The sequence below is a fragment of the Streptomyces litmocidini genome (assembly GCF_014649755.1).
Lineage (GTDB): Bacteria > Actinomycetota > Actinomycetes > Streptomycetales > Streptomycetaceae > Streptomyces > Streptomyces litmocidini.
In genome coordinates this window covers 352,024-378,658 of sequence record NZ_BMTQ01000006.1, presented here as the reverse complement: position 1 = coordinate 378,658, position 26,635 = coordinate 352,024, and the positions used below count along the sequence as shown (strand labels likewise).

Annotated in this window: 26 protein-coding genes; 11 read left to right on the top strand and 15 right to left on the bottom strand. The window is 74.3% G+C overall.

What is annotated here, in order from left to right; genetic code table 11:
- Positions 1 to 74 precede the first annotated feature (74 nt).
- The 5 genes from IE180_RS16785 to IE180_RS16765 all read left to right on the top strand — a co-directional run bounded on the left by IE180_RS16785 (position 75) and on the right by IE180_RS16765 (position 5,243).
- Complete coding sequence (locus tag IE180_RS16785) at positions 75 to 941, top strand: 2-methylaconitate cis-trans isomerase PrpF family protein (RefSeq protein WP_190157660.1); 867 nt, start codon at positions 75 to 77, stop codon at positions 939 to 941.
- Between the two features lie 101 nt (positions 942 to 1,042).
- Positions 1,043 to 1,780, top strand: a complete 738-nt coding sequence (locus tag IE180_RS16780; RefSeq protein ID WP_190157659.1) for an SDR family oxidoreductase — start codon at positions 1,043 to 1,045, stop codon at positions 1,778 to 1,780.
- A gap of 52 nt (positions 1,781 to 1,832) precedes the next feature.
- Positions 1,833 to 3,398, top strand: coding sequence for a class I tRNA ligase family protein (locus tag IE180_RS16775; RefSeq protein ID WP_190157658.1), 1,566 nt, complete (start codon positions 1,833 to 1,835; stop codon positions 3,396 to 3,398).
- 144 nt (positions 3,399 to 3,542) lie between these two features.
- Complete coding sequence (gene mshA / locus IE180_RS16770) at positions 3,543 to 4,823, top strand: D-inositol-3-phosphate glycosyltransferase (RefSeq protein WP_190157709.1); 1,281 nt, start codon at positions 3,543 to 3,545, stop codon at positions 4,821 to 4,823.
- Between the two features lie 216 nt (positions 4,824 to 5,039).
- Positions 5,040 to 5,243: a hypothetical protein gene (locus IE180_RS16765; protein ID WP_190157657.1), complete on the top strand. Its 204-nt coding sequence runs from the start codon at positions 5,040 to 5,042 to the stop codon at positions 5,241 to 5,243.
- A 98-nt stretch (positions 5,244 to 5,341) separates the two neighbouring features.
- On the opposite strand, the gene IE180_RS16760 is transcribed toward IE180_RS16765, so the two are convergent.
- The 7 genes from IE180_RS16760 to IE180_RS16730 all read right to left on the bottom strand — a co-directional run bounded on the left by IE180_RS16760 (position 5,342) and on the right by IE180_RS16730 (position 11,380).
- Positions 5,342 to 6,394, bottom strand: a complete 1,053-nt coding sequence (locus IE180_RS16760; RefSeq protein ID WP_190157656.1) for a helix-turn-helix transcriptional regulator — start codon at positions 6,392 to 6,394, stop codon at positions 5,342 to 5,344.
- Positions 6,395 to 6,535: 141 nt separating this feature from the next.
- A complete protein-coding gene (locus IE180_RS16755) occupies positions 6,536 to 7,567 on the bottom strand; it encodes a helix-turn-helix domain-containing protein (protein WP_190157655.1) in 1,032 nt (343 codons plus the stop codon).
- Positions 7,568 to 7,698: 131 nt separating this feature from the next.
- The gene (locus tag IE180_RS16750) at positions 7,699 to 8,139 is read right to left on the bottom strand and encodes a Fur family transcriptional regulator (protein WP_229860520.1); all 441 of its coding nucleotides are present in this window, start codon (positions 8,137 to 8,139) and stop codon (positions 7,699 to 7,701) included.
- Between the two features lie 149 nt (positions 8,140 to 8,288).
- Positions 8,289 to 9,182 carry an SAM-dependent methyltransferase gene (locus IE180_RS16745; RefSeq protein WP_190157654.1) on the bottom strand — a complete coding sequence of 298 codons (894 nt, stop codon included), beginning with the start codon at positions 9,180 to 9,182 and terminating at the stop codon, positions 8,289 to 8,291.
- Between the two features lie 218 nt (positions 9,183 to 9,400).
- Positions 9,401 to 9,772, bottom strand: a complete 372-nt coding sequence (locus tag IE180_RS16740; RefSeq protein WP_229860519.1) for a GNAT family N-acetyltransferase — start codon at positions 9,770 to 9,772, stop codon at positions 9,401 to 9,403.
- Between the two features lie 227 nt (positions 9,773 to 9,999).
- Positions 10,000 to 10,917 carry a M56 family metallopeptidase gene (locus tag IE180_RS16735; RefSeq protein WP_190157652.1) on the bottom strand — a complete coding sequence of 306 codons (918 nt, stop codon included), beginning with the start codon at positions 10,915 to 10,917 and terminating at the stop codon, positions 10,000 to 10,002.
- A 28-nt stretch (positions 10,918 to 10,945) separates the two neighbouring features.
- Positions 10,946 to 11,380 carry a BlaI/MecI/CopY family transcriptional regulator gene (locus IE180_RS16730; RefSeq protein ID WP_229860518.1) on the bottom strand — a complete coding sequence of 145 codons (435 nt, stop codon included), beginning with the start codon at positions 11,378 to 11,380 and terminating at the stop codon, positions 10,946 to 10,948.
- An 83-nt stretch (positions 11,381 to 11,463) separates the two neighbouring features.
- Here IE180_RS16730 and IE180_RS16725 point away from each other — a divergent pair, with 83 nt between their 5' ends.
- On the top strand, positions 11,464 to 11,619 hold the full coding sequence (locus IE180_RS16725; protein ID WP_190157651.1) for a hypothetical protein: 156 nt from the start codon (positions 11,464 to 11,466) through the stop codon (positions 11,617 to 11,619).
- A 30-nt stretch (positions 11,620 to 11,649) separates the two neighbouring features.
- On the opposite strand, the gene IE180_RS16720 is transcribed toward IE180_RS16725, so the two are convergent.
- The 3 genes from IE180_RS16720 to IE180_RS16710 all read right to left on the bottom strand — a co-directional run bounded on the left by IE180_RS16720 (position 11,650) and on the right by IE180_RS16710 (position 14,684).
- Positions 11,650 to 11,931 (bottom strand): metal-sensitive transcriptional regulator, encoded by a 282-nt coding sequence (locus tag IE180_RS16720; RefSeq protein WP_015035316.1) that lies wholly within the window; start codon positions 11,929 to 11,931, stop codon positions 11,650 to 11,652.
- Positions 11,932 to 11,972: 41 nt separating this feature from the next.
- Complete coding sequence (locus IE180_RS16715) at positions 11,973 to 14,237, bottom strand: heavy metal translocating P-type ATPase (RefSeq protein WP_190157650.1); 2,265 nt, start codon at positions 14,235 to 14,237, stop codon at positions 11,973 to 11,975.
- 159 nt (positions 14,238 to 14,396) lie between these two features.
- Entirely contained in the window at positions 14,397 to 14,684 is a 288-nt protein-coding gene (locus IE180_RS16710; protein ID WP_190157649.1) for a heavy-metal-associated domain-containing protein, read from the bottom strand.
- A 186-nt stretch (positions 14,685 to 14,870) separates the two neighbouring features.
- Here IE180_RS16710 and IE180_RS16705 point away from each other — a divergent pair, with 186 nt between their 5' ends.
- Together IE180_RS16705 and IE180_RS16700 are read left to right on the top strand one after the other, a co-directional pair.
- Entirely contained in the window at positions 14,871 to 15,848 is a 978-nt protein-coding gene (locus IE180_RS16705; RefSeq protein WP_190157648.1) for a DUF8832 domain-containing protein, read from the top strand.
- A 51-nt stretch (positions 15,849 to 15,899) separates the two neighbouring features.
- On the top strand, positions 15,900 to 16,589 hold the full coding sequence (locus tag IE180_RS16700; RefSeq protein ID WP_190157647.1) for a copper homeostasis protein CutC: 690 nt from the start codon (positions 15,900 to 15,902) through the stop codon (positions 16,587 to 16,589).
- A 90-nt stretch (positions 16,590 to 16,679) separates the two neighbouring features.
- Here IE180_RS16700 and IE180_RS16695 read toward each other — a convergent pair whose 3' ends face one another.
- A complete protein-coding gene (locus IE180_RS16695; protein WP_190157646.1) occupies positions 16,680 to 17,273 on the bottom strand; it encodes a DUF2867 domain-containing protein in 594 nt (197 codons plus the stop codon).
- Between the two features lie 111 nt (positions 17,274 to 17,384).
- On the opposite strand from IE180_RS16695, the gene IE180_RS16690 reads away from it, so the two are divergent.
- Positions 17,385 to 17,978 (top strand): TetR/AcrR family transcriptional regulator, encoded by a 594-nt coding sequence (locus IE180_RS16690; RefSeq protein WP_190157645.1) that lies wholly within the window; start codon positions 17,385 to 17,387, stop codon positions 17,976 to 17,978.
- A 17-nt stretch (positions 17,979 to 17,995) separates the two neighbouring features.
- Complete coding sequence (locus IE180_RS16685; RefSeq protein ID WP_190157644.1) at positions 17,996 to 18,871, top strand: aminoglycoside phosphotransferase family protein; 876 nt, start codon at positions 17,996 to 17,998, stop codon at positions 18,869 to 18,871.
- A 39-nt stretch (positions 18,872 to 18,910) separates the two neighbouring features.
- On the opposite strand, the gene IE180_RS16680 is transcribed toward IE180_RS16685, so the two are convergent.
- Both IE180_RS16680 and IE180_RS16675 read right to left on the bottom strand, forming a co-directional pair.
- Positions 18,911 to 19,324 (bottom strand): VOC family protein, encoded by a 414-nt coding sequence (locus IE180_RS16680; protein ID WP_190157643.1) that lies wholly within the window; start codon positions 19,322 to 19,324, stop codon positions 18,911 to 18,913.
- Entirely contained in the window at positions 19,321 to 21,360 is a 2,040-nt protein-coding gene (locus IE180_RS16675) for a HelD family protein (protein ID WP_190157642.1), read from the bottom strand. The genes IE180_RS16680 and IE180_RS16675 overlap by 4 nt, the downstream gene beginning before the upstream one ends.
- A 227-nt stretch (positions 21,361 to 21,587) precedes the next feature.
- Between IE180_RS16675 and IE180_RS16670 the strand changes: the two genes are divergently transcribed.
- On the top strand, positions 21,588 to 21,824 hold the full coding sequence (locus IE180_RS16670; RefSeq protein WP_190157641.1) for a hypothetical protein: 237 nt from the start codon (positions 21,588 to 21,590) through the stop codon (positions 21,822 to 21,824).
- Positions 21,825 to 22,009: 185 nt separating this feature from the next.
- Here IE180_RS16670 and IE180_RS16665 read toward each other — a convergent pair whose 3' ends face one another.
- Together IE180_RS16665 and IE180_RS16660 are read right to left on the bottom strand one after the other, a co-directional pair.
- Positions 22,010 to 23,650 carry a DNA repair helicase XPB gene (locus tag IE180_RS16665; protein WP_190157640.1) on the bottom strand — a complete coding sequence of 547 codons (1,641 nt, stop codon included), beginning with the start codon at positions 23,648 to 23,650 and terminating at the stop codon, positions 22,010 to 22,012.
- 354 nt (positions 23,651 to 24,004) lie between these two features.
- On the bottom strand, positions 24,005 to 26,602 hold the full coding sequence (locus tag IE180_RS16660; RefSeq protein ID WP_190157639.1) for a helicase-associated domain-containing protein: 2,598 nt from the start codon (positions 26,600 to 26,602) through the stop codon (positions 24,005 to 24,007).
- Positions 26,603 to 26,635 lie beyond the last annotated feature (33 nt).

Below are 26,635 nucleotides of genomic sequence, written 5' to 3'. Positions count from 1 at the left end.
CCCGTCCCGAACCCGCCGAGACCGCCGCCGGGGCTTCCGCGCCTCCGCGCGGGCCCGCGCCCCGCGGGGCGGTGGTGCCCCCGTCCACGACGGCCGTCACCGTCGTCCGCGCCCACGACGCCCCGGGCCCCACCCTCGTCCTGAGGGGCGATCGGCTTCCCCCCGGCACCCTCGCCCTGCGGGGCGAGCTCGCGCGGTTGCGCCGGGCCCTCGCCGGGACCCCCCACGCCGGCATCGGCAAGATCGCCCTCTACGACCCCACCTCCCCCACCCTCCGCTACCGCTTCGTCCAGGCCCTCCCCGACGGCTCCTTCGACTTCCGGGCCGGCTGCGGGCACTCGCTGCTCGCCTGTGTCGTCGCCGACGGGCGGCGCGAGCCCGTCACCGTCCGGTCGGTGACCACGGGGGACACGGTGCTCTGCGAGCCGTACGGCGACACGTACACGCTCAGCTTCCTCAGGCCGCCCACCGCCCCCGGCACCCTCCCCACCGGCCGCCCCGTCGACGTCCTCGACGGCGTGCCCGTCTCGCTCGTGCGGTACGGCAATCCGTACGTGTTCGTCGACGAGCGGCACCTCCCCGAGGACGCGGCGTACGAGCGGCTCCAGGCGCTCCGCGCCGAGGCCGCCCGGCTCCTCGGGCACCACCCGGACTCCGCGCTCCCCAAGATCGCCGCCTTCGCCGACGGGCCCGAGGGCCTGGCCGTCCGCGCGCTCACCGTCGGCGGCTGGCACCCCCGGCTCGCCCTCACCGGCGCCGCCGCCCTCGCCGCCGCCGGGGCGATCGGCGGAACCGTCGTGCCCCCGGTGCGCGGGCCCGTCCGCGCCCCCACCGGCACCGTCACCGTCTCCACCGCGCCGGACCGCGTCCGCGTCCACCACAAGCGCGCCGAGGTCCTCGAAAGCCTCGAACTGCCCTGGCGTATCCACGCAACGGCGTGAACGCGCACCCTTCTCACCAGGCCCGCGACCCCTCTCCTCTGCCACGCTGAATCCACGCTGAAAAGGATCGGCACCGGTATCCGTGGGGAGAGCAGACACACATGAAATTCGAGAATCTGCGTGTCGTCGTGACCGGGGCGTCCCGCTATTTCGGTCGCGCGCTCGCCGTCGGATTCGCGCACCTCGGCGCCGAGGTCTACGTGTCGGCGCGGACCGTGGAGGCCGCCGAGCGGACCCGTACCGAGGTCGTGGGCTCGGCCCGGGACCGCATCCACGCCTTCGGCTGCGACCTGAGCAGGCCCGCCGAGATACGGGAGTTCGCGGCCCGGGTCGGCGAACGGACCGACCGGATCGACCTGTTGGTCAACAACGGCGCGCGCTGGCTCGACGGCATGGACCTGGAGTCGGCGAGCGACGCCGAGATCGTGGAGACGATCGAGTCGACGGCCGGCGGCACGGTCCTCATGGTGAAGCACTTCCTGCCGCTGCTCCGCGGTTCGCTGCGGCCCGACATCGTGAACATGGTCGCCGTCCGCGACGCCGAGGGCGCCTCCGCCTCCGCCGCCCACGAGGCCTTCTGGGCGGCGAAGAGCGCCCAGGCGGGCTTCGCGGACATCCTGTCGCGCCGGCTGCGGCCCTCCGGGGTCCGCGTCTTCTCCCTCTTCCCGCCCGACTTCTCGACCTCGGACCCGCGCTTCGCGGAATGGGACGGAGCGAATCGGGACGGAACGGCGCCCGACGAGAAACTCACCACGCAGGCCCTCTTCGAGTGCATCGTCTACGCCGTCGAGCAGCCCCGCGACTGCTTCATCCGCTCCTTCCACTTCGAGCCCCGCTGACCGTCCCGCCGACCGCCCTGCGCCCCGCGGCGCCCCGCCAAGGAGGTCCCACATGAGCACCCCCGTCTGGATCACCGCGACCCCTCCCGCCACCCACGGCGAACTCCACATCGGCCACCTCGCCGGACCGTACGTCGCCGCCGACGTCCTCACCCGCTTCCTGCGCGCGGAGGGCGAGGCGGTCCGGTTCACCACCGGCACCGCCGACCACGCCAGCTCCGTCGAGGTCCGGGCGCTGCGCCACCACCGCAAGCCCGAGGAGGTCGCGGAGGGCTACCGCGCCGCGATCACCGCCGACTGGCTGCGGTCGGGCGTGGAGTTCGACCACATCGTGCGCCCGCGCCGCGACAAGGGCTACGGGCGCTGGGTGCAGGACCTCTTCGCGAAGCTGTACGCGCAGGGCGTCATCGCCCCCCGGACCCGGCTGCTCCCGTACTGCGAGCCGTGCGGCCGCTGGCTGCACGGGGCGCACGCCACCGGAACCTGCCCGCACTGCGGCGCGGCCAGCGACGGCGGGATGTGCCACGAGTGCGCCCGGCCGAACGACGGCGGCGATCTGATCGGGGCGCGCTGCGCGCTCTGCGACACCCCGGCGGTCGCCCGCCGCTGCCGCCGGCTCTACGTGCCCCTGGAGCCGTTCCGGGACACGCTCGCCGACTACTGGGCGACGGCGGGCCTGCCGCCGAGGCTCGCCGCGCTGTGCGAGTCGCTCGTCGAGGACGGGCTGCCGGACATCGCGGTCGGCCACCCCGGCGAGTGGGGCCTGCCGGTGCCGGTGGAGGGATTCCCCGAGCACCGCGTCGACGGCTGCTTCGAGGCGGCCGCGATGCACCTCTTCGGCTACGACGCGACGGGACCGCTGCCGCGCCGCGCGATCCACTTCTGCGGCTTCGGGCACGCCTTCTGCCACGCGGTGCTGCTGCCGGTGCTGCTCCTCGCGCAGGACGTGAAGCTGCCGCAGGACTTCAACGTCAACGAGTCGTACGTCATCGAGGAGGGCGTCCAGGAGGGCAACGTCTGGGCGCTCGACCTGCTCACCGAGTACGGCTCCGACACCCTGCGCCGGCACGTCCTGCAGGCCCGCCCGCTGGGCCGGCGCACGGTCTTCCGGCGGGAGCGGCTCGCCGCGGCCCGGCGCGAGCTGGACGAGAACTGGAACAGCTGGCTGTCCCGGCTCTTCGCGGCCGTACGGGAGGAGTGCGGCGGCCTCGCCCCGCAGGCGCTGCCCGGCGGCACCGGCTGGGAGATCCTGGAGCGGCGGCTGCACCGGGGCGTGGACGACCTGCGCGAGGCGTACGGCCCCGACGCGTTCGATCCGCGGCGGGCGGTCGCCGTCCTGGACGAGATGGTCCGCTCGGTGGCCGACTTCGGTCACGTCAACGCCCACGAGCGGTGCCGGCCCAGCACCTCCTGCCGTCACCTCCCGGCGCTGGCCGCCCAGCTGGCGGTGGCGTCGGCGCTGGCGGCCTGGTCGCGGCCGGTGATGCCGGAGGGCGCCGACCGGCTGGCGTCGGCGCTGCGGGTGGAGCCGGGGCGGCCGGTGGACTGGCACGCGCTGATGCCGCCGCTGCCGGGGACCCGGCTCGCACCGCCGTCGGGGCCGGTCTTCGGGTTCTGACCCGCCGGCTCCGAATCCGTACTACTAAGCAACTAAGTACCTCCGTAGGAATGACCCTGCCGCGTGACCGTGCGCGCGACGCGCAGGGACACGCGGCCCCCCACCTCCCTCTCACAGGAGCCCCACGTGTCCCTGCGCGTCGCCATGCTCAGCGTCCACACCTCCCCGCTCCACCAGCCCGGGACGGGGGACGCCGGCGGCATGAACGTCTACATGGTCGAGCTCTCCCGCGCCCTCGCCGAACAGGGAGTGGAGGTCGACCTGTTCACCCGCTGCCGGGGCGAGGGCGCGCCCCCGCTCGTCGAGCTCGCCCCGGGCGTGCGGGTCCGGCACCTGCACGCCGGGCCGCGCCGGGCGCTGCCCAAGGAGGCCATGCCCGGCCTGGTGGTGCCGTTCTCGCTGGCCCTGCTCAAGGAGGAGCGGCGCTACGACCTGGTCCACTCGCACTACTGGCTCTCCGGGCAGGCGGGCCGGATCGCCTCGGTGGGCTGGCGGATACCGTTCGTGCACACCGCCCACACCCTGGCCCGGGTGAAGAACGCCTCGCTCGCCGAGGGCGACACCCCCGAGCCGGAACTCCGCGTCCGGGGCGAGCACCAGGTGGTGGGCAGCGCGGACCGGCTGATCGCGAACACGGCCGACGAGGCGGAGGCGCTGCGCTCGCTGTACGGGGCGGAGGGGGCGCGGACCGAGGTCGTACGGCCCGGGGTGGACCTGCGCACCTTCCACGTGGGGGACGGGCGGGCGGCGGCCCGGGCCCGGCTCGGTCTGCCGGCCGACGCGTTCGTGCCGCTCTACGCGGGCCGCATCCAGCCCCTGAAGGGCCCGGACGTGCTGGTCCGGGCGGTGGCGGAACTGCTGCGGGAGGCGCCGGGACTGCGCCGCCGGCTCCTGGTGCCGGTGCTGGGCGGGCACTCGGGCGCCTCCGAGCGGGGCTCGGCCCGGCGGCTCGCGGAGGAGCTGGGGGTCGCCGACGTGCTGCGGCCCTGCCCGCCCGTACGGCAGGAGCTGCTCGCGGACTGGTACCGGGCGGCGGACGTGCTGGTGGTGCCGTCGCGCAGCGAGTCGTTCGGTCTGGTCGCGGTGGAGGCGCAGGCGTGCGGGACGCCGGTGCTCGCGGCGGCGGTGGGCGGGTTGCCGACGGCGGTGTGGGACGGGGTGACGGGGCTGCTCGTGCGGGGTCACGATCCGGTGGAGTACGCGCGCCGGCTGCGGTGGCTGGCGGAGCACCCGGAGGCGGTGGAGACGATGGGGGCGGCGGCGGTGCGCCATGCGCGCGGGATGAGCTGGCGGGTGTCGGCCGCGCGGACCGTCGAGGTGTACCGGGGGGCGCTGGAGCGGGAGGTGGGGCAGGGGCGGCGGCACGCCCCTGCCCCGGCGGCCCCTCTCTCCTGGAGGAACGAGAAGGCCGTAGCACAAGTCTAGCAGCTCTTTTGGTCCGACCAAAGGTGCGGTGGGCTCCGGATGCCTCAATTCCGTTGCCACGACGGCGCATTGACGCATCCACGCCATGGCGGATCCACGCACGGACGACCCCTGGATTCGATTCGGGGACCGGGCCAGAATGGAGATGTCTTCAGGGAAAGCCCGGCGGCACGGGCCCCGGAAGACGGAATTGACATTACAAGTCCTGGAGGAATCATGTCCGTTCAGCAGAACTCCGGTATCCGCACGGCCCTCCGCCGGCTCGTGGTCGCGGCGGTGGCGTGTACGGCGGTCGCGGCAGGCGCCGCCTTCGCCGTCTCCCCCGACAGCGCCGCCCCGGTCACCCCCCACACCATCGCCGGTGTCGCGGAGGACAACGGCTGGCCGATCGTTCCGCCGAACCCGACCCCCACCAACTGACGTCGACCACCGGTCAATTCCCCAGGAATTCCGGAAACGACTCCGGGCCCCGCCGTCGCTGCCACGATTGCGGGGCCCCGCCCATTACCGGAAAGAAATCAGTCCAGCCAGCCGAGCCGCACGGCCCGCGCACCCGCCTCGAAACGGCTCGTCGCCCCCAGCTCCTGCATCAGCTCCGAGATCATCCGGCTGACCGTCCGCAGCGACACCCCCAGTGTGCGCGCGATCCGCTCGTCCTTCATCCCCGAGGCCAGCATGTGCAGCGCGGCCCGCTGCTGCTCCGAGAGGCCGTCACCGCCCGCCTCCGCCGTCGCCTCGTTCCCGTACGGGGTCGCCGTGTGCCAGCAGTGCTCGTACAGGCTCAGGTACGGACGCACCAGCGCGCTGCCCCGCGCCAGGATCGCGCCCTCGCCCGGCTCCTCGGGCCGGATCGGCACCAGGGCGAACTGCTGGTCGGCGATGATCAGGTTCATCGGCACCACCGGCGCGAGCCGGATCTCCACCCCCAGCTCGGCCCGCTGCCCGAGGAACTTCTCCATCCACGGGTCCGTCGCCTCCTGCCGGCCGTAGACGGCGCGCACCCGCACCCCGTTGGCGAGCTGGCGCCGGTCCCGGTCGAGCATCAGCTCCGGGTTCTGCCGGCCCGGCATCCCCGGGTGCATCGAGGCCGAACTCTCCTGCATCACATCGGTGATGTCCTCGATGGCCTGCTGGATCCTGCGGTAGTCCGTCAGCGCCTCGACGTGCGCCTCCGCCCGGGTCAGCGCCTCGGCCCGCAGATAGGAGCCCGCCAGGACCTCCAGCGTGCTGTACGCCTCGTCCGCCTCGGCCAGGTGCTCCCGCAGCCGCTCCCGCTCCCGCTCCAGGAGCCGCAGCAGCGCGATCTCCGGATCGATCGCCGCCACCGTGTCCGTCTCGGACCGCCAGCTGCCGTCCTGCACGGCGTCGATGGTGGCGTGCACCTGCCCGGTGGGCACGATGAGGCCGAGGGCGAGCAGTTCGCGGCGACATCGTTCGTACTCCTCCGCCGCCAGCCCGAGTTCCCTGCGGACCTCCTCGAAGTCCGAGACGCCCCGGTGGCGCAGCTCCTGGTACACGGCAAGCAGGACGTCGGTCGTGCCGTCCCCCGTGCCGTCGCCCGCGGTGACCATGGCGAAGTGACCCCCTCATCCTCCGAGTCGACCCCGCCCTCACCCGTCATACGGCGCGGCGGGATTCCGTCGTGCGTTTTCCGCGGCCCGCACGGCCCCCGTGGACCGTGCGCGTCCCCCATGACATCCGAACTCCTCGTACTAGCCCACGGGTTCCGGCCCCTCGCCGTCGAGCAGCCCGAGCCGGGCCGCCTTGACGCCGGCCTCGAAGCGGCTCGCCGCCCCCAGCTCCTGCATGACCTCGGACAGCAGCCGGCTCACCGTCCGCAGCGAGACGCCGAGGCTGCGCGCGATCTGCTCGTCCTTGATGCCCGAGGCGAGCATGCGCAGCGCGGCCCGCTGCTGGTCCGACAGGCCGTCGCCGCCGGTCTCCCCGGGCTCCTCGCCGTACCGGGCCGCGGTCTGCCAGCAGTACTCGTACAGCGCGAGGTACGAGCGGACCAGGCCCGGCCCGCGGGCGAGGATGACGGGCGAGCCGGGGTCGTGCGGGTCCGTCGGCAGCAGGGCGAAGTTCTCGTCGGCGAGGACCATGTTCATCGGGACGACGGGGGAGAGGCGCAGCTCCACGCCGAGCGCCGCCCGGTCCTCCAGGTGCTGGGTCATCTCGGGCACGGTGCCGACCCGGCGGCTGTACATGGCGCGGACCCGCACCCCGCGGGCGGCCCGGGAGCGGTCCCGCTCCAGCTCGGCGGCCATGTCCTCACGCCGCACGGACCCGGTGTGCATCACGTGGACGGCGGTGCGCACCGACTCCGTCAGCTCCGCCAGCTCCCGCAGCACCCGCTGCGGATCGGTGACGATCTCGACCTCCACCTCGGAGCGGGGTGCGGCCCCGGCCCGCAGGAACGGCCCCGCGAGGGCTTCGAGGGCGGTGTGCGCGCGGCTGGTCGCGGCGAGGCGGTCCTGGAGCCGGTCGCGCTCCCGGCGCAGCAGCCGCAGCAGGGCGACGTCCGGGTCGAGGACGACGGGGCGGCGGTCCGGGTCCGCGGCTCCGGGGGCGGCGGTGAGTCCTAAGGAGGCGAGTTCGCCGCGACATCGCTCCCGCTCCTCGGCGGAGAGTTCGAGCCGGTCGGCGACCTCGTCGAAGCCGGCCTCGGGGCGGGCGCGAAGCTCCTGGTAGACGGCGAGAGCCTGATCGCTCCCCGCCCGGGACACGGCGGCGTTTCTGGACACGGCGCAGCAGACTCCCCTCGGATCCGGCGGACCCTGTCGAATCGCCCCGCTAGACCCTGCCACAAAATCGAACGACACGCACGGAGTTGATCGGGGCCGGAACGGCGGGCGCGCGGAGCGGCGACGGCGGCTCAGACGCCGGAGCCGGCCGCCCGGCAGTCGGGGCACAGACCCCTGAAGACGACCTCCGCGCCGTCCACCCGCCACTGCGGCAGGGCGCCGCGGGGCGGCTCCGGCACGGTCGCGGAGACGTTCTCCACGCGACCGCACGCGGTGCACAGGGCGTGCTGGTGGGGCGGCCCGGAGATCTCGAACACGGCGGGCAGGCCGGGCCGGTCGAACTTGGCGACCAGGCCCGTCTCCTGGAAGTGCCGCAGCATCTCGTACACGGCCTGGCTGGTCAGCGTCCCGAGCCGCTCGCGGGCCGTCGTGGTGATCGCCTCGACGTCCAGATGGCCGCCGGAGGCGAGCACCGTGAGCACCTCCAGGCGCGGACCCGTGACCCGCAGCCCGACATCGCGCAGGCGCTGGATCACCGCCTCGCGGCCCGTCAGCTCTTCCACGACTGCCATCTTCTCCGCCCGCCACCTGGTCGGCCCAAACTTTTGTGGGCATCGTACCTCTTGCTCGTCAACCTCGGCAGGTGCTCTTCGGCCGACCCTCCGCCCGGTACCGGCCGACCCTCCTTCCGCGTCCGCGGGGGCCGGCCCCCCGCCCCGGATCAGTCGTCCGCCCTGCACACGAGGAGGACGGACTCGGTGCGCTCGTCGATCCGGTGCCGCCGCCGGCCCTCGATGTGCAGCCCCGCCGAGTGCAACTCGGCCGCGAGCCGCTCGGGATCGACGATCCACTTGTCCGTGGTCAGCACCACCCGCTCCGAGGAGAGCTTGCCGGTCCTGGCGGCGTAGTACGTGATCCGCTCGCTCATCGACGGCAGGTCGAAGACCTGCCGGGCCACCACCCACTCGTCGATGCCGTCGAAGCGCGGCACCTGGAACGCCCAGGTCCGCCGCGGCTCCGCGATCAGCCCCGGCAGCTGGTGCGCGGTGTAGTCGAGGGCGAGCGCCCCGCCCGTCTCCAGATGGGCGGCCACCTCGCGCAGCAGCTCCGGCCGGCCGGCCGGGGGGACGGCCGCGACCATGGCACCCGCGAGCAGCGCCAGCCGGTAGCTGCCCTCCAGGCGGAGCTCGGTCAGGTCCGCGCGGTGGGTGACGACGAGCCCGGACACCTGCGGGCCGATCCGGCGGGCCCAGCCTTCGAGGCGCTCCAGGGCCGAGGCGTCCCGGTCCACGGCTTCCACGGCGAAGCCGTGCCGGGCGAACGGGACGGCGAGCCGCCCGGCGCCGGAGCCGAGGTCGAGGACGGGTCCGCCGGTGGAGCGGGCGAGGCTGAGGTAACGGACGATGTCCGCGCTGTGCGGGCCGAGCAGGGCGTCGTGCAGCCAGACCGAGCCCTCGTCGGTGGGGGAGACCGATTCGAGCCCGGGGAGGGTGTCGGCGGTGACCCGGACGCCGGCGCCGGGGGCGGGCTCCTGGCCGAGGCCGTATCGGGACGGCAGGACCGGAGCGAGCGCTGCGGGCACGACGGGCAGGGAAGTGCCGCTCGGTGTGTGCATCGCTCCTCCAGGGGCTCGCTCGGTCCATGCCGTCCGGACGGGGTACCCGTGCCGCCGGGCCCGCGCCGCTGAACCCATCCTGACCTGGGAGCGAACCCCCGATCCACCGGATCGGGCTGCGTGAACACGCGATGGCGTGGATCTGCCACGGTCGGCCGGGCGGTCGGGGGACCGACCGGACCGTCGGCCGGAGGCGAGGGCCGGAGGAGAGCGGCCGGTCAGTCGAGCGGCCGGCTCCACCGCCTCGGGGAGAGTGCCGCGAAGCCGAGGCGGGCGTAGAAGGGGAGCGCCGGGTCGGCCTCCGCCGGGAGCTCCACGCGCTGCTCCCGGGCGCCGTAACCGCGCATCCGCTCGGTCGTGGCGGCGAGCAGGGCCGTACCGACGCCGGCGCGGCGCACGCCGGGGTCCACCGCCAGCGCGTACACCTCGCCCTCGCCGGGGACCGGGACGCCGCCGGCGGCGACGCCGACGACCTCGCCCTCCGGGCCCGTGGCGACCAGCCAGCCGAGCCAGCCGGGCGCGCCTCCCGGAATTTCAATTTCCGCGCGTATGCGGGGGAGCGCGCATTGGGCCGAGATCAGCCGGCGCATCGGGATTTCGTCCAGTATTCCGGCGTAGCTGCTCCGGATGGTGTCGGCAAGCAGTCTGGATATCGTGGTCGCGTCGCCGGCCGCTGCCGTACGAACGCCGGCGAGCTGCATTGGTTGTGCACCCTTCGACGTGCCGAGTCCGAGCCCCAACGTACCCACAATAGCGGCGTATTCCACGATCCGTGACCGATGCGAAATCTACGAATTCGCTTAGTAAATAACGGTGTTCACGTATTACCCGGGAACGAGCAGCACGCGATGATCAGAGGGGCCATCGCGAGGCCCGCCGCCGTGATCGTCAGCACCCCGTACAGCACGGGGTGGCCCGCGCTGTACGGGGTGAGGATGCGCCGCATCCGCAGCGCCGCCGAGGGGCCGCCCGCCGCGAACGCGGACCGCGGCGCCCGCCCCGAGGCCAGCGCGTACAGGGCCGTCGCCAGCGCGTCCCGCGTGCAGCGGCGCAACGCCCGGTCGTCCGCGGCCATTTCGAGCAGCAGGGGTACGGCGGACCCGCCGTGGCGCGCGAGCGGGAGGTGCGGGAAGACGGCGGCGAAGGACTCCGCCGCCGCGACGAGCAGGTGGTGCCGGCCCGCGATGTGCGCCCGCTCGTGCGCGAGGGCCGCCGCGAGCTGGGCGGGCGTCAGGGCGTGCACCGCGCCGGAGGAGACGACGACCCGGCGCGAACGGCCCGGAAGGCAGTAGACGGCGGGCCGTTCGTCGTCGAGGACGGTGGCCCGCAGCGCGGGGTCGTAGCGGCCGACGAGCCGCAGCACCCCCGCGTGCCGGGACCGCATCCGCCGGGCCCTGGCGAGGCGGCGCACGAACGCGGCGGTGGGCGCCGACAGGACGAGGAGCGAGAGGCACAGGGCGAACCGTTCGCGCCCGTCGAGGTGCAGGAGCTGGTCGAGGGTGGGGAGCCGGAGCCCGAACATCATGTCGGCCAGACGGTGGCTGTCGGCGCTCGACAGGACCAGCTGGGCGGGCAGCAGCGCGGAGGCCGCCGCGAAGCCGGTGCCGCACGCGGCCCAGACGCCGAGGGCGAGCCGGGGCACCTGCTGGGCCCACCGGGCCCGGGCCACCAGCCAGGGCACGACGAAGCCGGTGAGGAGGGCGAGCCCGAGCGGGACGAGAAGGTGGTGGTTCACGCGTGACCTCCGGTGGGGACGGGCCGGTTCACGCGTGGCCTCCGGTCCGGCCGCCCGGGGCGGCCGGGTCCTCGCTCCGGGCGTCGCGGAGGGCCTGCGGGTCCTGGTCGCCGCGGGCGGCGCGGAGGGCCGCGTCCAGGGCGGCCATGTCCTCGTCCGAGATGACCTCGACGAAGCGGAGGAGGGCGGCGGGGCGGTCCTGGCTGTCGCCGAGGGCGTCCCGCATCAGGCCCGCCGTGTACTCCTCGCGCCCGCGGACCGGCTCGTACAGCCAGGCCCGTCCGGACTTCTCGCGCCGGAGCCAGCCCTTGCGGTGCAGGATGTCCGCCACCGTCATCACCGTCGTGTAGGCGACCCGGCGGCCCCGGTTGATGTCGTCGACGATCTCGCGGACCGTGGCGGGCCGCTGCCATGCCCACAGCCGGTCCATGATCTCGGCCTCCAGCTCTCCCAGCCGGCGCACGCGCATCCCCTCCCCCCTAGGGCCTGTCATCGTACGGGCCGCTTCCCCGCGCCAGGTATACCCCCCAGGGGTACAATGGCGGGATGTCGACCCTCATGAAGAACCGCCCCTGCGCGAAGGCCTGCGACTCCGGTCTCCCCGGTTCGGTGGAGCTGGTGCTCCTCCGTCAGCTGCTCGGACTCTGCCTCCGGCTGAGTCTCACGCTGTCCGCCGACTGCCCTTCGCGCAAGGGCGGTTGATGTCCGTCCGCGTGTCCGTCCGTGGATCCTTCAGGTCCGGATGAGGCGGGCGATGGCCTTGGACGCCTCGCCCACCTTCACCTTCGCCTGGTCCCCGCCCTGGGCGATGGCCTCCGTGACGCAGCAGCTCAGGTGCTCGTCCAGGAGGGCCACCGCGCAGGACTGGAGGGCCGCGTTGATGGCGGAGACCTGGGTGAGGACGTCGATGCAGTAGACGTCCTCGTCCACCATCCGCTGCACCCCCCTGACCTGGCCCTCGATGCGCCTCAGCCGTCTGATGATGTCTTCCTTGTGCTGTCCGTAACCGGCCACGACGGGCTCCTCGGGGATCAGGGGTTCACAGGGCGGGATGATCAGCGGTCGGCGGCCTGGAAGCCCCGCAGGCGGAGGCTGTTGCCGACCACGAAGACCGAGGAGAAGGCCATGGCGGCGCCCGCGATCATCGGGTTGAGCAGTCCGGCCGCGGCGAGCGGCAGGGCGGCCACGTTGTAGGCGAAGGCCCAGAAGAGGTTGGAGCGGATGGTGCCGAGGGTCTTGCGGGAGAGCCGGATCGCGTCGGCCGCGGCCCGCAGGTCCCCCCGGACGAGGGTCAGGTCGCCGGCCTCGATGGCGGCGTCCGTGCCCGTGCCCATCGCGAGCCCCAGGTCGGCCTGGGCGAGCGCGGCGGCGTCGTTCACGCCGTCGCCGACCATGGCGACCGAACGGCCCTCGCCCTGGAGGCGCTTGACCACGTCGACCTTGTCCTGCGGCATGACCTCCGCGATGACCTCGTCGATGCCGACCTCGCCGGCGACGGCCTCGGCGACCGCCTTGTTGTCGCCGGTGAGCAGGATCGGCGTCAGGCCGAGCGCGCGGAGCCGCCTGATGGCCTCGGCGCTGGTGTCCTTGACGGCGTCGGCGACCTCCAGGACCGCGCGGGCCTTCCCGTCCCAGGCGACCGCGATGGCCGTCTTGCCGGCCCTCTCGGCCTCGTCCTTCGCGGACTTGAGCCCGGCGGGCAGCTCCATCGCCCACTCCTCGAGCAGCTTCTCGCGGCCGACGAGGACGGCGTGGCCCTCGACGACGCCCTGGACGCCGAGACCGGGGACGTTGGCGAAGTCCTCGGGGGTGGGCAGGGTGCCGACCTTGGCGGCGGCGCCGGTGGCGACGGCCTGGGCGATGGGGTGCTCGGAGGAGTGCTCCAGGGCGCCGGCCAGGCGCAGGACGTCGGTCTCGTCGGTGCCCTCGGCGGTGTGGACCTCGATGAGGGTCATGCGGCCGGTGGTGACGGTGCCGGTCTTGTCGAGGACGATCGTGTCGACGCGGCGGGTGGTCTCCAGGACCTCGGGGCCCTTGATGAGGATGCCGAGCTGGGCGCCGCGGCCGGTGCCGACCATGAGGGCGGTCGGGGTGGCCAGGCCGAGGGCGCAGGGGCAGGCGATGATCAGGACGGCGACGGCGGCGGTGAACGCGGCGGTCAGCCCCTGTCCCGTACCCAGCCAGAAGCCGAGGGTGCCGAGGGCGAGGGCGATGACGACCGGCACGAAGACGGCCGAGATCTTGTCGGCGAGGCGCTGGGCGGCGGCCTTGCCGTTCTGCGCGTCCTCGACGAGCTTCGCCATGCGGGCGAGCTGGGTGTCGGAGCCGACGCGGGTGGCCTCGACGACCAGGCGGCCGCCGGCGTTCAGGGTGGCGCCGGTGACGGAGTCGCCGACCCCGACCTCGACCGGCACGGACTCGCCGGTCAGCATCGAGGCGTCGACCGCGGAGGAGCCCTCGACGACGGTGCCGTCGGTGGCGATCTTCTCGCCGGGGCGGACCAGGAAGCGGTCCCCGACCTGGAGTTCGGCGGTCGGCACGGTGACCTCGCGGCCGTTCTTCAGAACGGTCACTTCCTTGGCGCCCAGCTGCATCAGCGCCTTGAGCGCGGCGCCCGCCTTGCGCTTCGAACGGGCCTCGAAGTACCGGCCGGCCAGGATGAAGGCGGTGACGCCGGCCGCGGCCTCCAGGTAGATGTTCCCGGCGCCGTCGGTGCGGGCGATCGTGAACTCGAAGGGGTGCGTCATCCCCGGGGTGCCGGCCGTGCCGAAGAACAGCGCCCACAGCGACCACAGGAACGCGGCGATCGTGCCGACCGAGATCAGGGTGTCCATGGTGGCCGCGCCGTGCCGGGCGTTGGTCCAGGCGGCCCGGTGGAACGGCCAGGCGGCGTAGACGACGACCGGGGCGGCGAGCGTGAGGCTCAGCCACTGCCAGTACTCGATCTGGAGGGCCGGGACCATCGCCATCGCGATGACGGGCACGGCGAGCGAGACGGCGGTGATCAGTCGCTGCTTCAGCGGCCGCAGCTCCTCGTCGGCCTTCTCCTCGTCGGTGGGGCCGTGCTCGCCGGGGGCGTCGGCCTTCGGCGCCTCGGGCTCCTTGGCGGTGTAGCCGGTGGCCTCGACGGTGGCGATCAGGTCGGCGACGTCGACGTCGGCGTCGAAGGTGACCTTCGCCTTCTCGGTGGCGTAGTTGACGGTGGCCTCGACCCCGTCCATGCGGTTGAGCTTCTTCTCGATGCGGGCCGCGCACGAGGCGCAGGTCATGCCGCCGATGGCGAGCTCGACCTGGGCGGTGCCCGGAGTGGTCGTGGTCATTTCCTGCTCCTCGGGTGTAGCGGGGTTCGGGGGCCGGGGTCCGTGCGTGAGGGGCGGACCCCGGCGGCCGGGGTGGTGCGGGCGGTGTCCGCTGCCGGGCGGACCGTCGGGTACCGGGACGGGGGACGCCGGCGGGGTGCCGGTCTGCCCGGCGGCGGATCAGGCCCGACCGGTCAGCTCGTAGCCCGCGTCGTCGACGGCCGCGGTGACCGCGGCGTCGTCGGGCTCGCCGCCGGTGGTCACGGTCACCAGGCCGCCGTCGACGTCGACGTCGACGGAGATGACCCCGTCGAGGGCGCTGACGGACTTGGTGATCGCGCTCTTGCAGTGGCCGCACGTCATGCCGGAGACGGCGTAGACGGTGACGGTGCTGTCGGCGACCGCGACGGCGGTCGCCTCGCCGGAGTTGGTCGAGCAGCTGTTGTCGGGGGTGCAGCAGGAGCCCATGGCTTCCTCCTCGGTCGGTTCCTCTCGGCGATACCCTCAGGGGGTATCCGGTCGTGTGTCCATGTATACCCCCCGGTGGTATCCGGCGCAAGCGCGGAAGACGACTTGACTTGATACCCCCCAGGGGTATGGTGAAGTGCATCGGGCGCACGAATGCCCGCGCCACCCACGTACGGGAGAGCAGTCATGAACACCGGAGTGAAGATCACTGCCTTTGCCGCCGCGCTCGCCGCGACCTTCGGGACCGCGTACGGGGTCGGCAAGGGGGTCGGCCCCGTCGAGGAGCCGAAGAGGACCGAGCACGCGGGCCACGCGGCCCAGGACCCGCAGAAGGAGGGGGGCGACGGGCACGCGGGCCACGAGGAAGGCGCCGCCGCCCCGGCCCCGGACCTCCCCGGCGGCCTCCAGGTCTCCCAGGACGGCTACACCCTCGCCCTGGAGACCCCCACCCCCGCCGCCGGCCGCAGCACCCTGAAGTTCTCCATCAAGGACGCGGCCGGCAGGAAGGTCACCGCCTTCGCCACCGAGCACGGCAAGGAGCTGCACTTCATCGTCGCCTCGCGCGACCTCAACACCTTCCGCCACCTGCACCCGGTGAGGGCCGCCGACGGCACCTGGTCGGTGGACGCGGACCTGCCGGCCGCCGGCGGCTACAAGGCCTTCGCCGACTTCAAGCCGGCGGCGAAGGGCGCGCGGGGCGTCACGCTCGGCGCCGACCTCGCCGTCCCGGGCGCGTACGCGCCGAAGCCGCTGCCCGCCGTCGCCCCCACCGCGAACGTCGACGGCTACCAGGTCCGGCTCGGCGGCGTCCTGGACCCGGGCAAGGCGGGCGAACTGAAGCTCACCGTGACCAGGGCCGGGAAGCCCGTCACCGACCTGGAGCCGTACCTCGGCGCGTACGGGCACCTCGTCGCCCTGCGCGACGGCGACCTCGCCTACCTCCACGTGCACCCGAACGAGGGCGGCCCCGGCCCGGACGTCTCCTTCACGGCGACGGCGCCCAGCGCGGGCACGTACCGCCTCTTCCTCGACTTCCAGCACGAGGGGAAGGTCCGCACGGCGGCCTTCACGGTGAAGGCGGGCGCGTCGGGCGGGGCGCCCGCTCCGGCCGCGAGTGGGGCGGGTGAGGCGGGGCACGGTGCGGGAGAGCACGCACACGGCTAGTCTGGACATTGGACTAGACCTGTAGCCGTCATTCATGGAGGAATGGGCGCGATGACCAACCGTGCAGTCCTTGAGGTGATCGCCCTCGACGAGGAAGACGCGGTCGCCGCCCAGACCGGTGGCGCAGACCGGCTCGAACTCGTCACCGACATGGCGGCGGACGGACTCACCCCGTCCACGGCGTCCTTCGCCGCCGTCCGGGCGGCCGTCGACATCCCGCTGCGCGTGATGCTCCGGCTCACCGACGGATTCGCGGCCGGCGACCTCGACGCCCTGGTCGGCCGCGCGGAGGAACTCCGCGCGGCGGGCGCGACCGAATTCGTCCTCGGCTTCCTCACCCCCGACGGCGAACCGGACCTCGTGGCCGTCGAGCGCCTGATCGCCGTCCTCGACGGCTGCCACTGGACCTTCCACCGGGCGATCGACCGCGCCGCCGACCGCGACGGCCTGCGCAAGCTCCTCGCCGACCTGCCCGGCCTCGACACCTACCTGACGGCCGGCGCGGCGGCCGGCGTCGACGACGGCCTGCCGACCCTGCGCGCCGAAGCCGCCCGCACCGGCGAACCGGGCTACGAACCCCGGATCCTCGTCGGCGGCGGCCTCCGCCTCGACCACCTCCCGACCCTCCGCGCGGCCGGCCTCACCGCCTTCCACATCGGCGGCGCGGCCCGCCCCCGGGGCTGGACCCACCCGGTCGCGCCGGAAGCGGTACGGACGTGGCGCGAGGCGCTCGACACCTAGGGGGTGTCCTGCCGGTCGGGCCGGGCTCGCGGCGTCCGCCGGACACCGCCTGCGCCCTGAGGGGTTCGGCTCCCCGGGGGGCCGGCCTCCCTAGGGGTGCTGCCCGGGCAGCCGCTCCCGGTCCCGCCAGGCGGTCTCCCACTGGCGGGTCATCGCCGGGTAGACGATCAGGTGCCGGAAGGGTGCGATCAGGGCCATGTAGAGGCGGCCCGAGCGGCCGTTGGGCTTGACCAGGACCGCCATGCGGAGTTCGTGGCCGCCGTCGGGGGTCTCCACCCAGCCCAGGTGCAGGACCCCGTGGACGGTCTTGTTCGCCAGCTCCCTGGCGCACTCGTCGTGGAGCTCGTACAGCGGGACGAAGGAGCCCGGGCCCGGGACGGGGTCCGCCGTCGCCGTCAGGTCCTCCGGCATGCGCTCGCGCAGCGAGCGGACGCGCGGGCCGAGGCCGGCCTCCGGGCCGTCCCAGCCGAGCAGGGCGCCCAGCTTCCGGCGCACCGCGAACAGGAACCCCGACGCCCCGGACTGCCGGGAGGCGCCGGCCGCGATCGCCGCGAGCACGCGCGGGAAGTCGTCGGGCCCGGCGCCCGGAGTGCGGAAGGACCAGACGTCCTCCACCGTGAAGTCGGGGGTGTGGGCGTGGATCCGCCACGGCCGGGCGGTGTGTTCGGTGACGGGGAGCTTCATGGCGCTGTCGCCTTCCCAGTTCTATACGCTTGCGTATAACGACGAGGCCAACGATGCCAGACCTGATGTACGGAGGCGTATATTCGGTCGGCGAGTGAGGGAGGACACACCGTGGGCGCCGCACGCACACCGCGCGAACGCTGGGTCGAGGAGGGGCTGGCCGTCCTCGCCGACGGCGGGCCCGACGCCGTCCGCGTCGAAGCGCTCGCCAAACGCCTCGGCGTCACCAAAGGCGGTTTCTACGGGTACTTCGCCGACCGCGACGCCCTCCTCGCCGCCATGCTCGACACCTGGGAGCGGGAGGCCGCCGACCAGGTCGTCGACCGCGTCCGGCAGGACCCGGGCGGCGATCCGAGGGCCCTCATCACCCTCGCCGGCGTGCTCACCTTCTCCGGCGACCGGCTGCGCCCCATCGACCTCGCCGTCCGCGACTGGGCCCGGCGCGACGAGACCGTCGCCGCCCGCCTGCGCCGCGTCGACAACCGGCGCATGGAGTTGCTCCGCGAGATGATCGGCACCTTCTGCGCCGACCCCGACGAGGTCGAGGCCCGCTCCCTCCTCGCCTTCTGCGTGGCCATCGGCCACCACTTCCTCGCCGCCGACCACCCGGGCCGCACCCGTGCCGAGGTCCTCGCCCGGGCGGGGGACCTGGTCCTGGACCGGCCGGAGGAGAAGCCGAAATCCCGTGGCCCGGAAGGACCTTGACGGCTAGCGTCGACCGCATGACCGTCCCCGCCCTCGACACCGCCCTCGTCGAGCGGCTGATCGCCGCCCAGTTCCCCGCATGGGCGGGACTTCCCGTGCGGGAGGTGGACTCCGCCGGCACCGACAACGTCATGTTCCGGCTCGGCGACGAGTACGCCGTACGGCTGCCGAAGGCCGACTGGGCCGTCGGACAGGCCGAGAAGGAGCAGAAGTGGCTGCCCCGCCTCGCGCCGCACCTTCCCCTGCCCGTGCCCGTGCCCGTCGGGCGGGGAGTGCCGGGGGAGGGGTACGACCGGCCGTGGTCGGTGTTCGCCTGGCTCGACGGCGACGACGCGTACAACGCGCCGATCACCGATCTCGCCCACGCCGCCGTCGAGTTGGGCCGCTTCGGCGTCGCCCTGCGCGAGGCCGGAGCGGCCGGCGGCCCCGCCTCCTGGCGGGGCGGGCCGGTGAGCGGGCGCGACGCGGAGACGCGGGAGGCGGTCCGCGTGCTCGGCGCCGACGACCCCGCCGCGGCGCGGGCCGCCACGGCCGCCTGGGAGGCGGTGCTGCGGGTGCCGGAGTGGGACGGGGAGCCCGTCTGGCTCCACGGCGACCTGCTGCCCGGCAACCTCCTCGGCCGCGCCGGACGCCTGACCGCTGTCATCGACTTCGGCGGCCTCGGCACCGGGGACCCCGCCGCCGACATGATGTGCGCCTGGACGCTGCTCACCGCCGGGACCCGGCCCCTCTTCCGGGAAGCCGCCGGGGTCGACGGCGCGACCTGGGCACGGGGCCGTGGCTGGGCGCTCTCCTGGGGCCTGATGACGGAGCAGTACTACCGCGTCGAGAACCCCGTCCTGGCCGCGGTCGCCCGCCGCACCTTCACCGAAGCCCTCGCCGACCCCCCGTGACGACCCGCTCCGGGGCGCGGCTCACTCCCGGGGCGCGGCTCACCCCCGGGCTGCCGGTTCCGCCGCCACCAGCTCCACCTCGAAGCCGTCCTCGTCCTCCAGGTACGCCGCGTAGTGACCCGCCCCGCCCGCGTACGGGTGCCGGTCCGCGAACAGCAGGCGCCAGCCGTGCGCCGGGGCCTCGGCGACGAGGGCGTCGACGGCCGCCCGGTCGCCCGCGTGGAAGGCCAGGTGGTTGAGGCCCGGACGGAGGCGGTCGTGGCGGTCCGACGTACGGGCCGGGGACTCCTCCACGACCAGGTAGCAGGAACCGAGCGCCCAGCTGCGGCCGCCCTCCCAGGACTGGAAGGGCGCGTATCCGAGCGCCCCGAGCAGCCAGCCGAGGCTGCGTTCGGCCCGCGCCAGGTCACCCACCCACAGCTCGACGTGGTGCAGCGCCCCGACCGCGGTCACGGGGTCCCCAACTGCTCGGGCAGCGGGGCCGAGTGGACGACCGTCAGGCCCGACACCGCACGCGTCAGCGCCACGTACAGCCGGCGCAGGCCCGTCCGCTCGTCCGGTTCGCCGTCGACGACGGCCGCCGGCTCGTCCAGGACCACGTAGTCGTACTCCAGGCCCTTCGCGAGCGAGGCCGGGACCAGCGTGAGGCGCGACTCGGCCGTCGTCTCCTCGCCGGGGGAGAGGTACGCCAGACCGGCCGCCGTCAGCGCCTCCGCGAGCGGCGCGATCCGCGCGTCCGCGGCGATCAGGCCGGTCGAGCCCTCGTGCGTCAGCGCCTCGACGCAGGCCGCGACGACGTCCTCGTCGAGCGCGTCACCGGAACGGACCTCCAGCGAGCCCGGGTTCTCCCGGACCGACTCCACCGCCGCGAGCCCCGGCGACATGTGCGGAAGGAGCCGCGAGGCGTACGCGATCACCTCGCGCGGCACGCGGAAACCGGCCGTCAGCTCCTCCACCACCGCCTCCGGCTTCCCCAGGTGCCCGAGCGCCTGCGCCCAGCTCTCCGTCGCCCACGGCGTCGTGCCCTGCGCCAGGTCGCCCAGGACCGTCGCCGAACCGGTCGTGCAGCGGCGGCCCACCGCCCGGTACTGCATGGGGGACAGGTCCTGCGCCTCGTCGAGGACCACGTGCCCGAGCGAGTGCGTCCGCTCCACCAGGTCCTTCGCCTCGTCGATGAGGACGGCGTCCGCCGCCGACCACTTCGCCGCCCTCGCGCTCCGCGCCGGCTTCGCCCACAGCAGCAGCTTCTGCTCGTCCTCGGTGAGCAGTCCCTCGGCGTGCTCGGCGAGGAAGTCGGCGTCGCTCAGCAGCCGCAGGACCAGCTTCGCGGGCTCGACGAGCGGCCAGCACTCCTTCACCAGGGCCTTCACCGCCGTGTTCCGCGCGACCGCGTTCTGCACGCGGTCGTCGGGCGCCTCGCCGGCCTCCTCCATCCGGACCAGGACGGCGTGCGCGACGCGCTGCGGGAGGGCCTCGCGGGCGGCGCCGTACCGGATGTCGCGGTCGAGCAACTCCCTTACGATCTGCTCAAGTTCGTGCGCCGGGACCCGCCAGCGCCGGGAGCCGCGCACCACCGTCAGGGGTTCCTCCGGCAGCGTCACGTGCGAGCGGACCGCCCGCCGCAGCACCTCCGCCATCCGGGCGTCGCCCTTCACGACCGCCGTCGCCGCCTCGTCCGTGCCCCGCACCTCGACGTGCGCGACGAGGTCGTCGACCGTCGCCTGCCGGACCTCCAGTTCGCCGAGCGCGGGCAGGACCTGCTCGATGTAGTGGAGGAAGGAACGGTTCGGCCCGATGACCAGGGTGCCGGTGCGGGCGAGCCGCTCCCGGTGCGCGTAGAGCAGGTACGCGACACGGTGCAGGCCGACGGCCGTCTTCCCGGTGCCCGGCCCTCCCTGCACGCACACCGTTCCCGACAGGTCGGAGCGGACGATGCCGTCCTGCTCCGGCTGGATGGTGGCGACGATGTCGCGCATGGGGCCGACGCGGGGCCGCTCGATCTCGGCCTGGAGGAGGCGGCTGGTGCGTTCGAGTTCCTCCGGGTCGGAGAGGTGCTCGTCCTCGTACGCGGTGAGTTCGCCGCCCGTGTACCCGAAGCGTCGCCGCAGGCCCACGTCCTGCGGGTCCTTCTTCGACGCCTGGTAGTACGGCTGCGAGACCGGCGCACGCCAGTCGATCACCATCGGATCGCCGTCGGCGTCGTGGACGTGCCGCCGCCCGATGTAGAACCGCTGGCCCTCCTGCGTGGTGTGCAGGTAGTCGAGCCGCCCGAAGAAGAGCGGGGTGTCGGCGAGGTCCGCGAGCGCCTTGATCCGCTCCTCGATCTGCCGCCCGAGCACCAGGGAGTTGACCCAGTTCGCGGTGACGTCCTTGATGTCGAGCGCCTCGACGTCCTCCCGCATCGCGCGCAGCGCGGCGCGGGACGAGGTCAGATGGGCGCGCTCGCGCGCGAGCGGGTCGGACGGGTCGGACGGATCGGATGCGGACACGGTGAAGCCTCCGGGCAGGTGGATACGCGGACACGACGGAGTGGCCGCCGGTTTCCGACCGGACGGCGGCGCTCCACGGAGGGAGGCGGGGAAGCGGACGAGTGTAGCTCCGGCGGTCGGCCGGGGCGAATCCTTTTCCCCCTAGGGGGAGGGGTCCGACGCGAGGGGGACCCGGGTTCCACCCCCAGGCCGATGTATCCGCAATGTCCGGATTCCATCATGGAGGCATGACCGCGACGACCTTCCCCGCAGCGACGCCCCGCCCCCGCGTGACCACCGCCCCCCGCCCCCACCGCCTCGCCACCGCCCTCCGCGCGATACGCGCCTTCGGCGGCGCGGCGGCGACGGTCGCCCTCCTGGGCGGGTACGGACCGCCGGAGGCGGGAGTCCGGAACCCCCGCCCCGAGTACGCCCCCGGCCCCGACCGAGTACGGGAACGCCCGGGCGGGCCCGGCGCGCCCTGAGGGGACCGGGCCGCGACGACGCCCGCGGCCGCCGACCCGGCCCGCACGACCCGCCCCTGCGTTTCGCCGCCCTCGCCGCCCCGCGGGACCCGAGGGCGACCACGCCCCGCCGGGCGCCCGTCACCGCCGGTGCGCCCCCGTGACCACCGGAGCCGTCCCCCGGCTCACGGACCGGGCCGCGGCGGCTAGGACCCCAGCAGCTCGTCCGCGTCCACGATCCGGTACGCGTACCCCTGCTCCGCCAGGAACCGCTGCCGGTGCGCCGCGAAGTCCTGGTCGATCGTGTCCCGCGCCACCACCGAGTAGAAGTGCGCCTGGTGACCGTCCGCCTTCGGCCGTAGCACCCGGCCCAGGCGCTGCGCCTCCTCCTGGCGCGACCCGAAGGTGCCCGACACCTGGATGGCGACCGTCGCCTCCGGCAGGTCGATCGAGAAGTTCGCGACCTTCGACACCACGAGCACGCTGATCTCGCCGTTGCGGAACGCGTCGAAGAGCTTCTCCCGCTGAGCGTTCGACGTCTCGCCCTTGATCACCGGTGCGTCCAGGTGCTCGCCGAGCTCGTCCAGCTGGTCGATGTACTGCCCGATGACGAGGATCTGCTGCCCGGCGAACTTCTTCACCAGGGCCTCCGTCACCTTCCGCTTCGTCGCCGTCGTCGCGCAGAAGCGGTACTTCTCCTCCGCCTCGGCCGTCGCGTACGCGAGCCGCTCCGCGTCGGTCAGGTTCACCCGCACCTCGACGCAGTCGGCGGGCGCGATGTACCCCTGCGCCTCGATCTCCTTCCACGGCGCGTCGAACCGCTTCGGTCCGATCAGCGAGAACACGTCGGACTCCCGCCCGTCCTCCCGCACGAGCGTCGCGGTCAGCCCGAGCCGCCGCCGCGCCTGCAGATCGGCGGTGAACTTGAAGACCGGCGCGGGCAGCAGGTGCACCTCGTCGTAGACGATGAGCCCCCAGTCCCGGGAGTCGAAGAGCTCCAGGTGGGGATAGATCCCCTTCCGCTTCGTCGTGAGCACCTGGTACGTGGCGATGGTGACCGGACGGATCTCCTTGCGCGTGCCGCTGTACTCGCCGATCTCGTCCTCGGTCAGCGAGGTCCGCTTCACCAGCTCGTGCTTCCACTGCCGTGCGGAGACCGTGTTCGTGACGAGGATCAGCGTCGTCGCCTTCGCCTGGGCCATCGCCCCGGCCCCGACCAGCGTCTTGCCCGCGCCGCACGGCAGCACGACGACACCCGAGCCGCCGTGCCAGAAGCCGTCGACGGCCTGCTTCTGGTACGGGCGCAGCGACCAGCCGTCCTCGGCGAGGTCGATCCGGTGCGCCTCCCCGTCCACGTAGCCGGCGAGGTCCTCGGCCGGCCAGCCCAGCTTCAGCAGCGTCTGCTTGATCTGCCCGCGCTCGGAGGGGTGCACGGCCACGGTGTCCGCGTCGATCCGCTCCCCGACCAGCGGCTGCACCTTCTTCGACCGGAGGATCTCCTCCAGGACGGGCCGGTCGGTCGAGGTCAGCACGAGCCCGTGCGTGGGGTGCTTGGAGAGCGTGAGCCGCCCGTACCGGGCCATGGTCTCGGCGATGTCGACGAGCAGCGCGTGCGGCACGGGGTACCGCGAGTACTCGACGAGCGCGTCGACGACCTGCTCGGCGTCGTGCCCCGCGGCCCGCGCGTTCCACAGCCCCAGCGGCGTCACCCGGTAGGTGTGGATGTGCTCCGGAGCCCGCTCCAGCTCCGCGAACGGCGCGATGGCCCGCCGACAGGCCTCGGCGAGCTCGTGGTCGACCTCCAGGAGCAGCGTCTTGTCGCTCTGGACGATGAGTGGCCCATTCACGTGCGATCTGGTCCTTCCCGGGCCGCTTTCGGTGACGGCCAATCCTCCAGTGTGCAGCATGGTCGTGCCCGGCGTTCCGGGCGTGCGACGCCCGTGTGACGGGTGCACGGCGCGTGGTGCGAGGGCCCGTCCGGGACCACGGTCGCGCTGATCACCGGCACGCCCGGACCGACGGAGACCCATGGGGCCGTCGGCCCGGGGAGCGGCCCCGGGACGTACGTGGACCGCACGGAACCGCACGCGGCCGGCAAGCCCCGCCTGCGCCGCGTGCTCGGCCTGCTCGCGCCGGCCGAACGCGCCGCCGCCGGGGAACGGGTCCGCCCGGTGCCGGAACCGGACCGACCCCGGCCCCCGTCACACCTGGTCGTCCGCCAGTTCCGCCACGCCCGTGATCCGGTGCAGGGGGTACGTGCGGACCTCGTCGGCCGTGTGGTCGTAGCCCGTCACGAAGCCGCCCTCGACGCGGACCGGGGCGATGACGCGCTGGCTCGCCGCGCCCTCCGCGTTGACGTAGCCGATCCAGACCGCCGTGCCCGTCATCGCCGCCGCCTGGACCGTCGCCAGGGTCTCGGCCGCCGAGGTGCGCGGGAGGCCGCCCGCCGACGCCACGGGCGCTGCGGGCTCCTTCCGTACCGCCGTCGCCGCCCGGTCGCCCGCCCGGATCGCCCTCACCGCCGCGCCGAGGAGCGTCGTGTCGGGGACCGGCGGGCCCTCCGGGACGGGCGCCGGGGCCGTCCGGGCGGGCGTGCGGTACGCGTCGGCGCGGGTGACCAGGACGTCGCCCTCGGCGGACTCGGCCGCCGGGGCGTACCCCATCGACCGCAGCCCCTCCAGCAGCGACGCCGGGTCCGTCTGTGCCGCGAGCACCGTCGGCGCGAGGCGGCGCAGGCCCAGGGCGGCGGAGCGCCGGTCGGCCAGGATCTCGCCGAGGACGGTGTCGTCGTCGCAGCGCACGTACGCGGAGGCCGCCCCGACCCGCAGATGGCCGTGCCTCCTGGCCACGTCGTCGATCAGATACGCGAGCGGCTGCGGCACCGGCGTCCGGGAGTGCGCGGCCAGGAAGTCGTGCAGGTCGGAGGCCGACCGCCCCGAGTCGAGGGCGCGCCGCACGGAACCGGGCGTGAACCGGTACACCGTCGCGCCACCCTTCGATTCCACGTCCGCCAGGACCGCGAGCGCGTCGGCCAGCGGCCGCCGCAACGGCCCGGGCGCGACGGCCGTCAGGTCGGCCTGGAGCAGCACGTGGTCGACGGCCTCCGGAAGCAGCGGCGCGAGCAGGGTCGCCGCCCGCCCGGCGGCCACCGACAGCTCGACCCGGCCCCCGTGGTCGGTGGGCGTCGCCGCCTCCGCCAGCGGCAGGTTGAGCAGCGCCCGGGCGGGCGACGCGAGCGCGCCCCGGCCCGTGAGCCCCAGCAGCTCGGCCTCGGCGAGCGCCCACCGCGCGAGCCGGGACCGCAGGTCGCCGTGGGCCTCGGGGCGGGTGCCGGTGCCGGTTCCGGTGGTCTCGTCCGTCCCGGCCGCGGCCTGCGGCGCGCGCGGCGGGACCGGCTGCGCCGCGCCCCGCGGCGGCCGCTCCCAGCGCAGCCGGGCGAACACCGTCCCGGGATCGGCCGCGGCGCCCGGCGGCAGGGTCGCGAGGAGCTCCAGGACCCGGTGGCGGACCTCCGGCGCGGCCGCGCGGTCCAGATCCGGGCCGAGAACGGCGAGCGTGCGGCCCTTCGCGTCCTGGCCGCCCACCAGGCCCGCCGTGCGGGTCGCCGTGAGCCAGGGCGCGACGAGCCGCGCCCAGCGCTCGGCGGGCGGCAGGTCGAGCCAGTCGTCGTACGCGGGCGTCGGCGCGTACCGCTCGTCCGCCTCCCCGTCCGAGGCCAGCAGCCCCGCCCCGAAGCACAGCTCCAGCCAGAACGCGGCGACCTGCTCCGTCACGTCGAGGGCCGCCGCCGTCCGCTTGAGGTCCCGTACGGACATCCCGCCCGCCCGCAGCACCTGCGGACCGCCCTGGTCCCAGGACTTCAGCAGCTCCTCGACGGTCGCGAGCGCCGTGTACGCCTGCCCGGCGGCGGCGCTGTCCACCACCTGGGGACGGTACTCGCGCGCCACCTCCACCACCGGCGCCACCGGCTCCGGCGCCCGGTGCGCCCGCCCGCCCCGCAGGTGCAGCGCCACCTCGCGCGGCAGCACCATCGTCCGTGCCGACACCGGCAGCAGCAGCCCCCGGTCGCGCAGCCAGCGCACCGGAGGCGCCGGATTCGCCGTCACCTCGCCGTACGGCGGACCCCACACCAGCCGGTCCAGGACGGAGAGGGCCTCCGGGGACGCCTCGTCGAGCAGCGCGCCCATCCGCGCCCGGTCGGTGAACAGCTCCGTGAGCGCCGCCACCGCCGACACCGGATCGTGCGTCGCCGACAGCCCGGCCGCCGCGATGATCTCCTGCACCCGGCCCGGCGACATCCCCGCCGTCGCCTCCGCGACCGTCGGCCCGAGCCCGGTCGGCGACGGATGCTGGGCCGAGGGCGCGAGCAGCTCCCGCGCGGTCCGCACCAGCCGCAGCCGGTCGTCCTCGCCCCACACGAGGGCCTGCTCGCGCAGCAGCGCCACCGCGCCCGGCAGCGCCGCCTCGATCGCCGGGTCGCCCTCGTCGCCGGCGAGCAGCGCGAGCAGTACGGGGTACGGGGCGGGGTCCGGGGCGACGGCCAGCGCCTCGGCCGTCTGGAGGGCGAACCGGTCGAGCCGCTCCAGCGCCCGCACCACCGAACCCCGCGTGCCCGCGCGGGTCGCCAGCTGCGTCAGGTCGTTCGGTACGGGACTCAGCAGGTCGGGCCGGGCGCGCAGCAGCGCGGCGAGCCCTTCGTCGCCCCGCGCGCGCAGCGCCTCCGCGAGCGTGCGCGGCGCCGCGCCGGCGCTGGTTGCTTCGGGCACGTGCGCCTCCCGGTCGAGCTCACCGATCCCCATCCGGACCACGTTAGCCGCTGTTCAGGCGCTAAC

Coding starts and splice junctions, on each gene's coding strand:
- IE180_RS16660 (WP_190157639.1), bottom strand. CDS start 26,602: ATGGGGATCGGTGAGCTCGACCGGGAGGCGCACGTGCCCGAAGCAACC.
- IE180_RS16700 (WP_190157647.1), top strand. CDS start 15,900: ATGACCAACCGTGCAGTCCTTGAGGTGATCGCCCTCGACGAGGAAGAC.
- IE180_RS16685 (WP_190157644.1), top strand. CDS start 17,996: ATGACCGTCCCCGCCCTCGACACCGCCCTCGTCGAGCGGCTGATCGCC.
- IE180_RS16740 (WP_229860519.1), bottom strand. CDS start 9,772: ATGCGCCGGCTGATCTCGGCCCAATGCGCGCTCCCCCGCATACGCGCG.
- IE180_RS16775 (WP_190157658.1), top strand. CDS start 1,833: ATGAGCACCCCCGTCTGGATCACCGCGACCCCTCCCGCCACCCACGGC.
- IE180_RS16695 (WP_190157646.1), bottom strand. CDS start 17,273: ATGAAGCTCCCCGTCACCGAACACACCGCCCGGCCGTGGCGGATCCAC.
- IE180_RS16715 (WP_190157650.1), bottom strand. CDS start 14,237: ATGACCACGACCACTCCGGGCACCGCCCAGGTCGAGCTCGCCATCGGC.
- IE180_RS16725 (WP_190157651.1), top strand. CDS start 11,464: ATGTCGACCCTCATGAAGAACCGCCCCTGCGCGAAGGCCTGCGACTCC.
- IE180_RS16750 (WP_229860520.1), bottom strand. CDS start 8,139: ATGGCAGTCGTGGAAGAGCTGACGGGCCGCGAGGCGGTGATCCAGCGC.
- mshA (WP_190157709.1), top strand. CDS start 3,543: ATGCTCAGCGTCCACACCTCCCCGCTCCACCAGCCCGGGACGGGGGAC.
- IE180_RS16745 (WP_190157654.1), bottom strand. CDS start 9,182: ATGCACACACCGAGCGGCACTTCCCTGCCCGTCGTGCCCGCAGCGCTC.
- IE180_RS16710 (WP_190157649.1), bottom strand. CDS start 14,684: ATGGGCTCCTGCTGCACCCCCGACAACAGCTGCTCGACCAACTCCGGC.
- IE180_RS16705 (WP_190157648.1), top strand. CDS start 14,871: ATGAACACCGGAGTGAAGATCACTGCCTTTGCCGCCGCGCTCGCCGCG.
- IE180_RS16760 (WP_190157656.1), bottom strand. CDS start 6,394: ATGGTCACCGCGGGCGACGGCACGGGGGACGGCACGACCGACGTCCTG.
- IE180_RS16765 (WP_190157657.1), top strand. CDS start 5,040: ATGTCCGTTCAGCAGAACTCCGGTATCCGCACGGCCCTCCGCCGGCTC.
- IE180_RS16780 (WP_190157659.1), top strand. CDS start 1,043: ATGAAATTCGAGAATCTGCGTGTCGTCGTGACCGGGGCGTCCCGCTAT.
- IE180_RS16670 (WP_190157641.1), top strand. CDS start 21,588: ATGACCGCGACGACCTTCCCCGCAGCGACGCCCCGCCCCCGCGTGACC.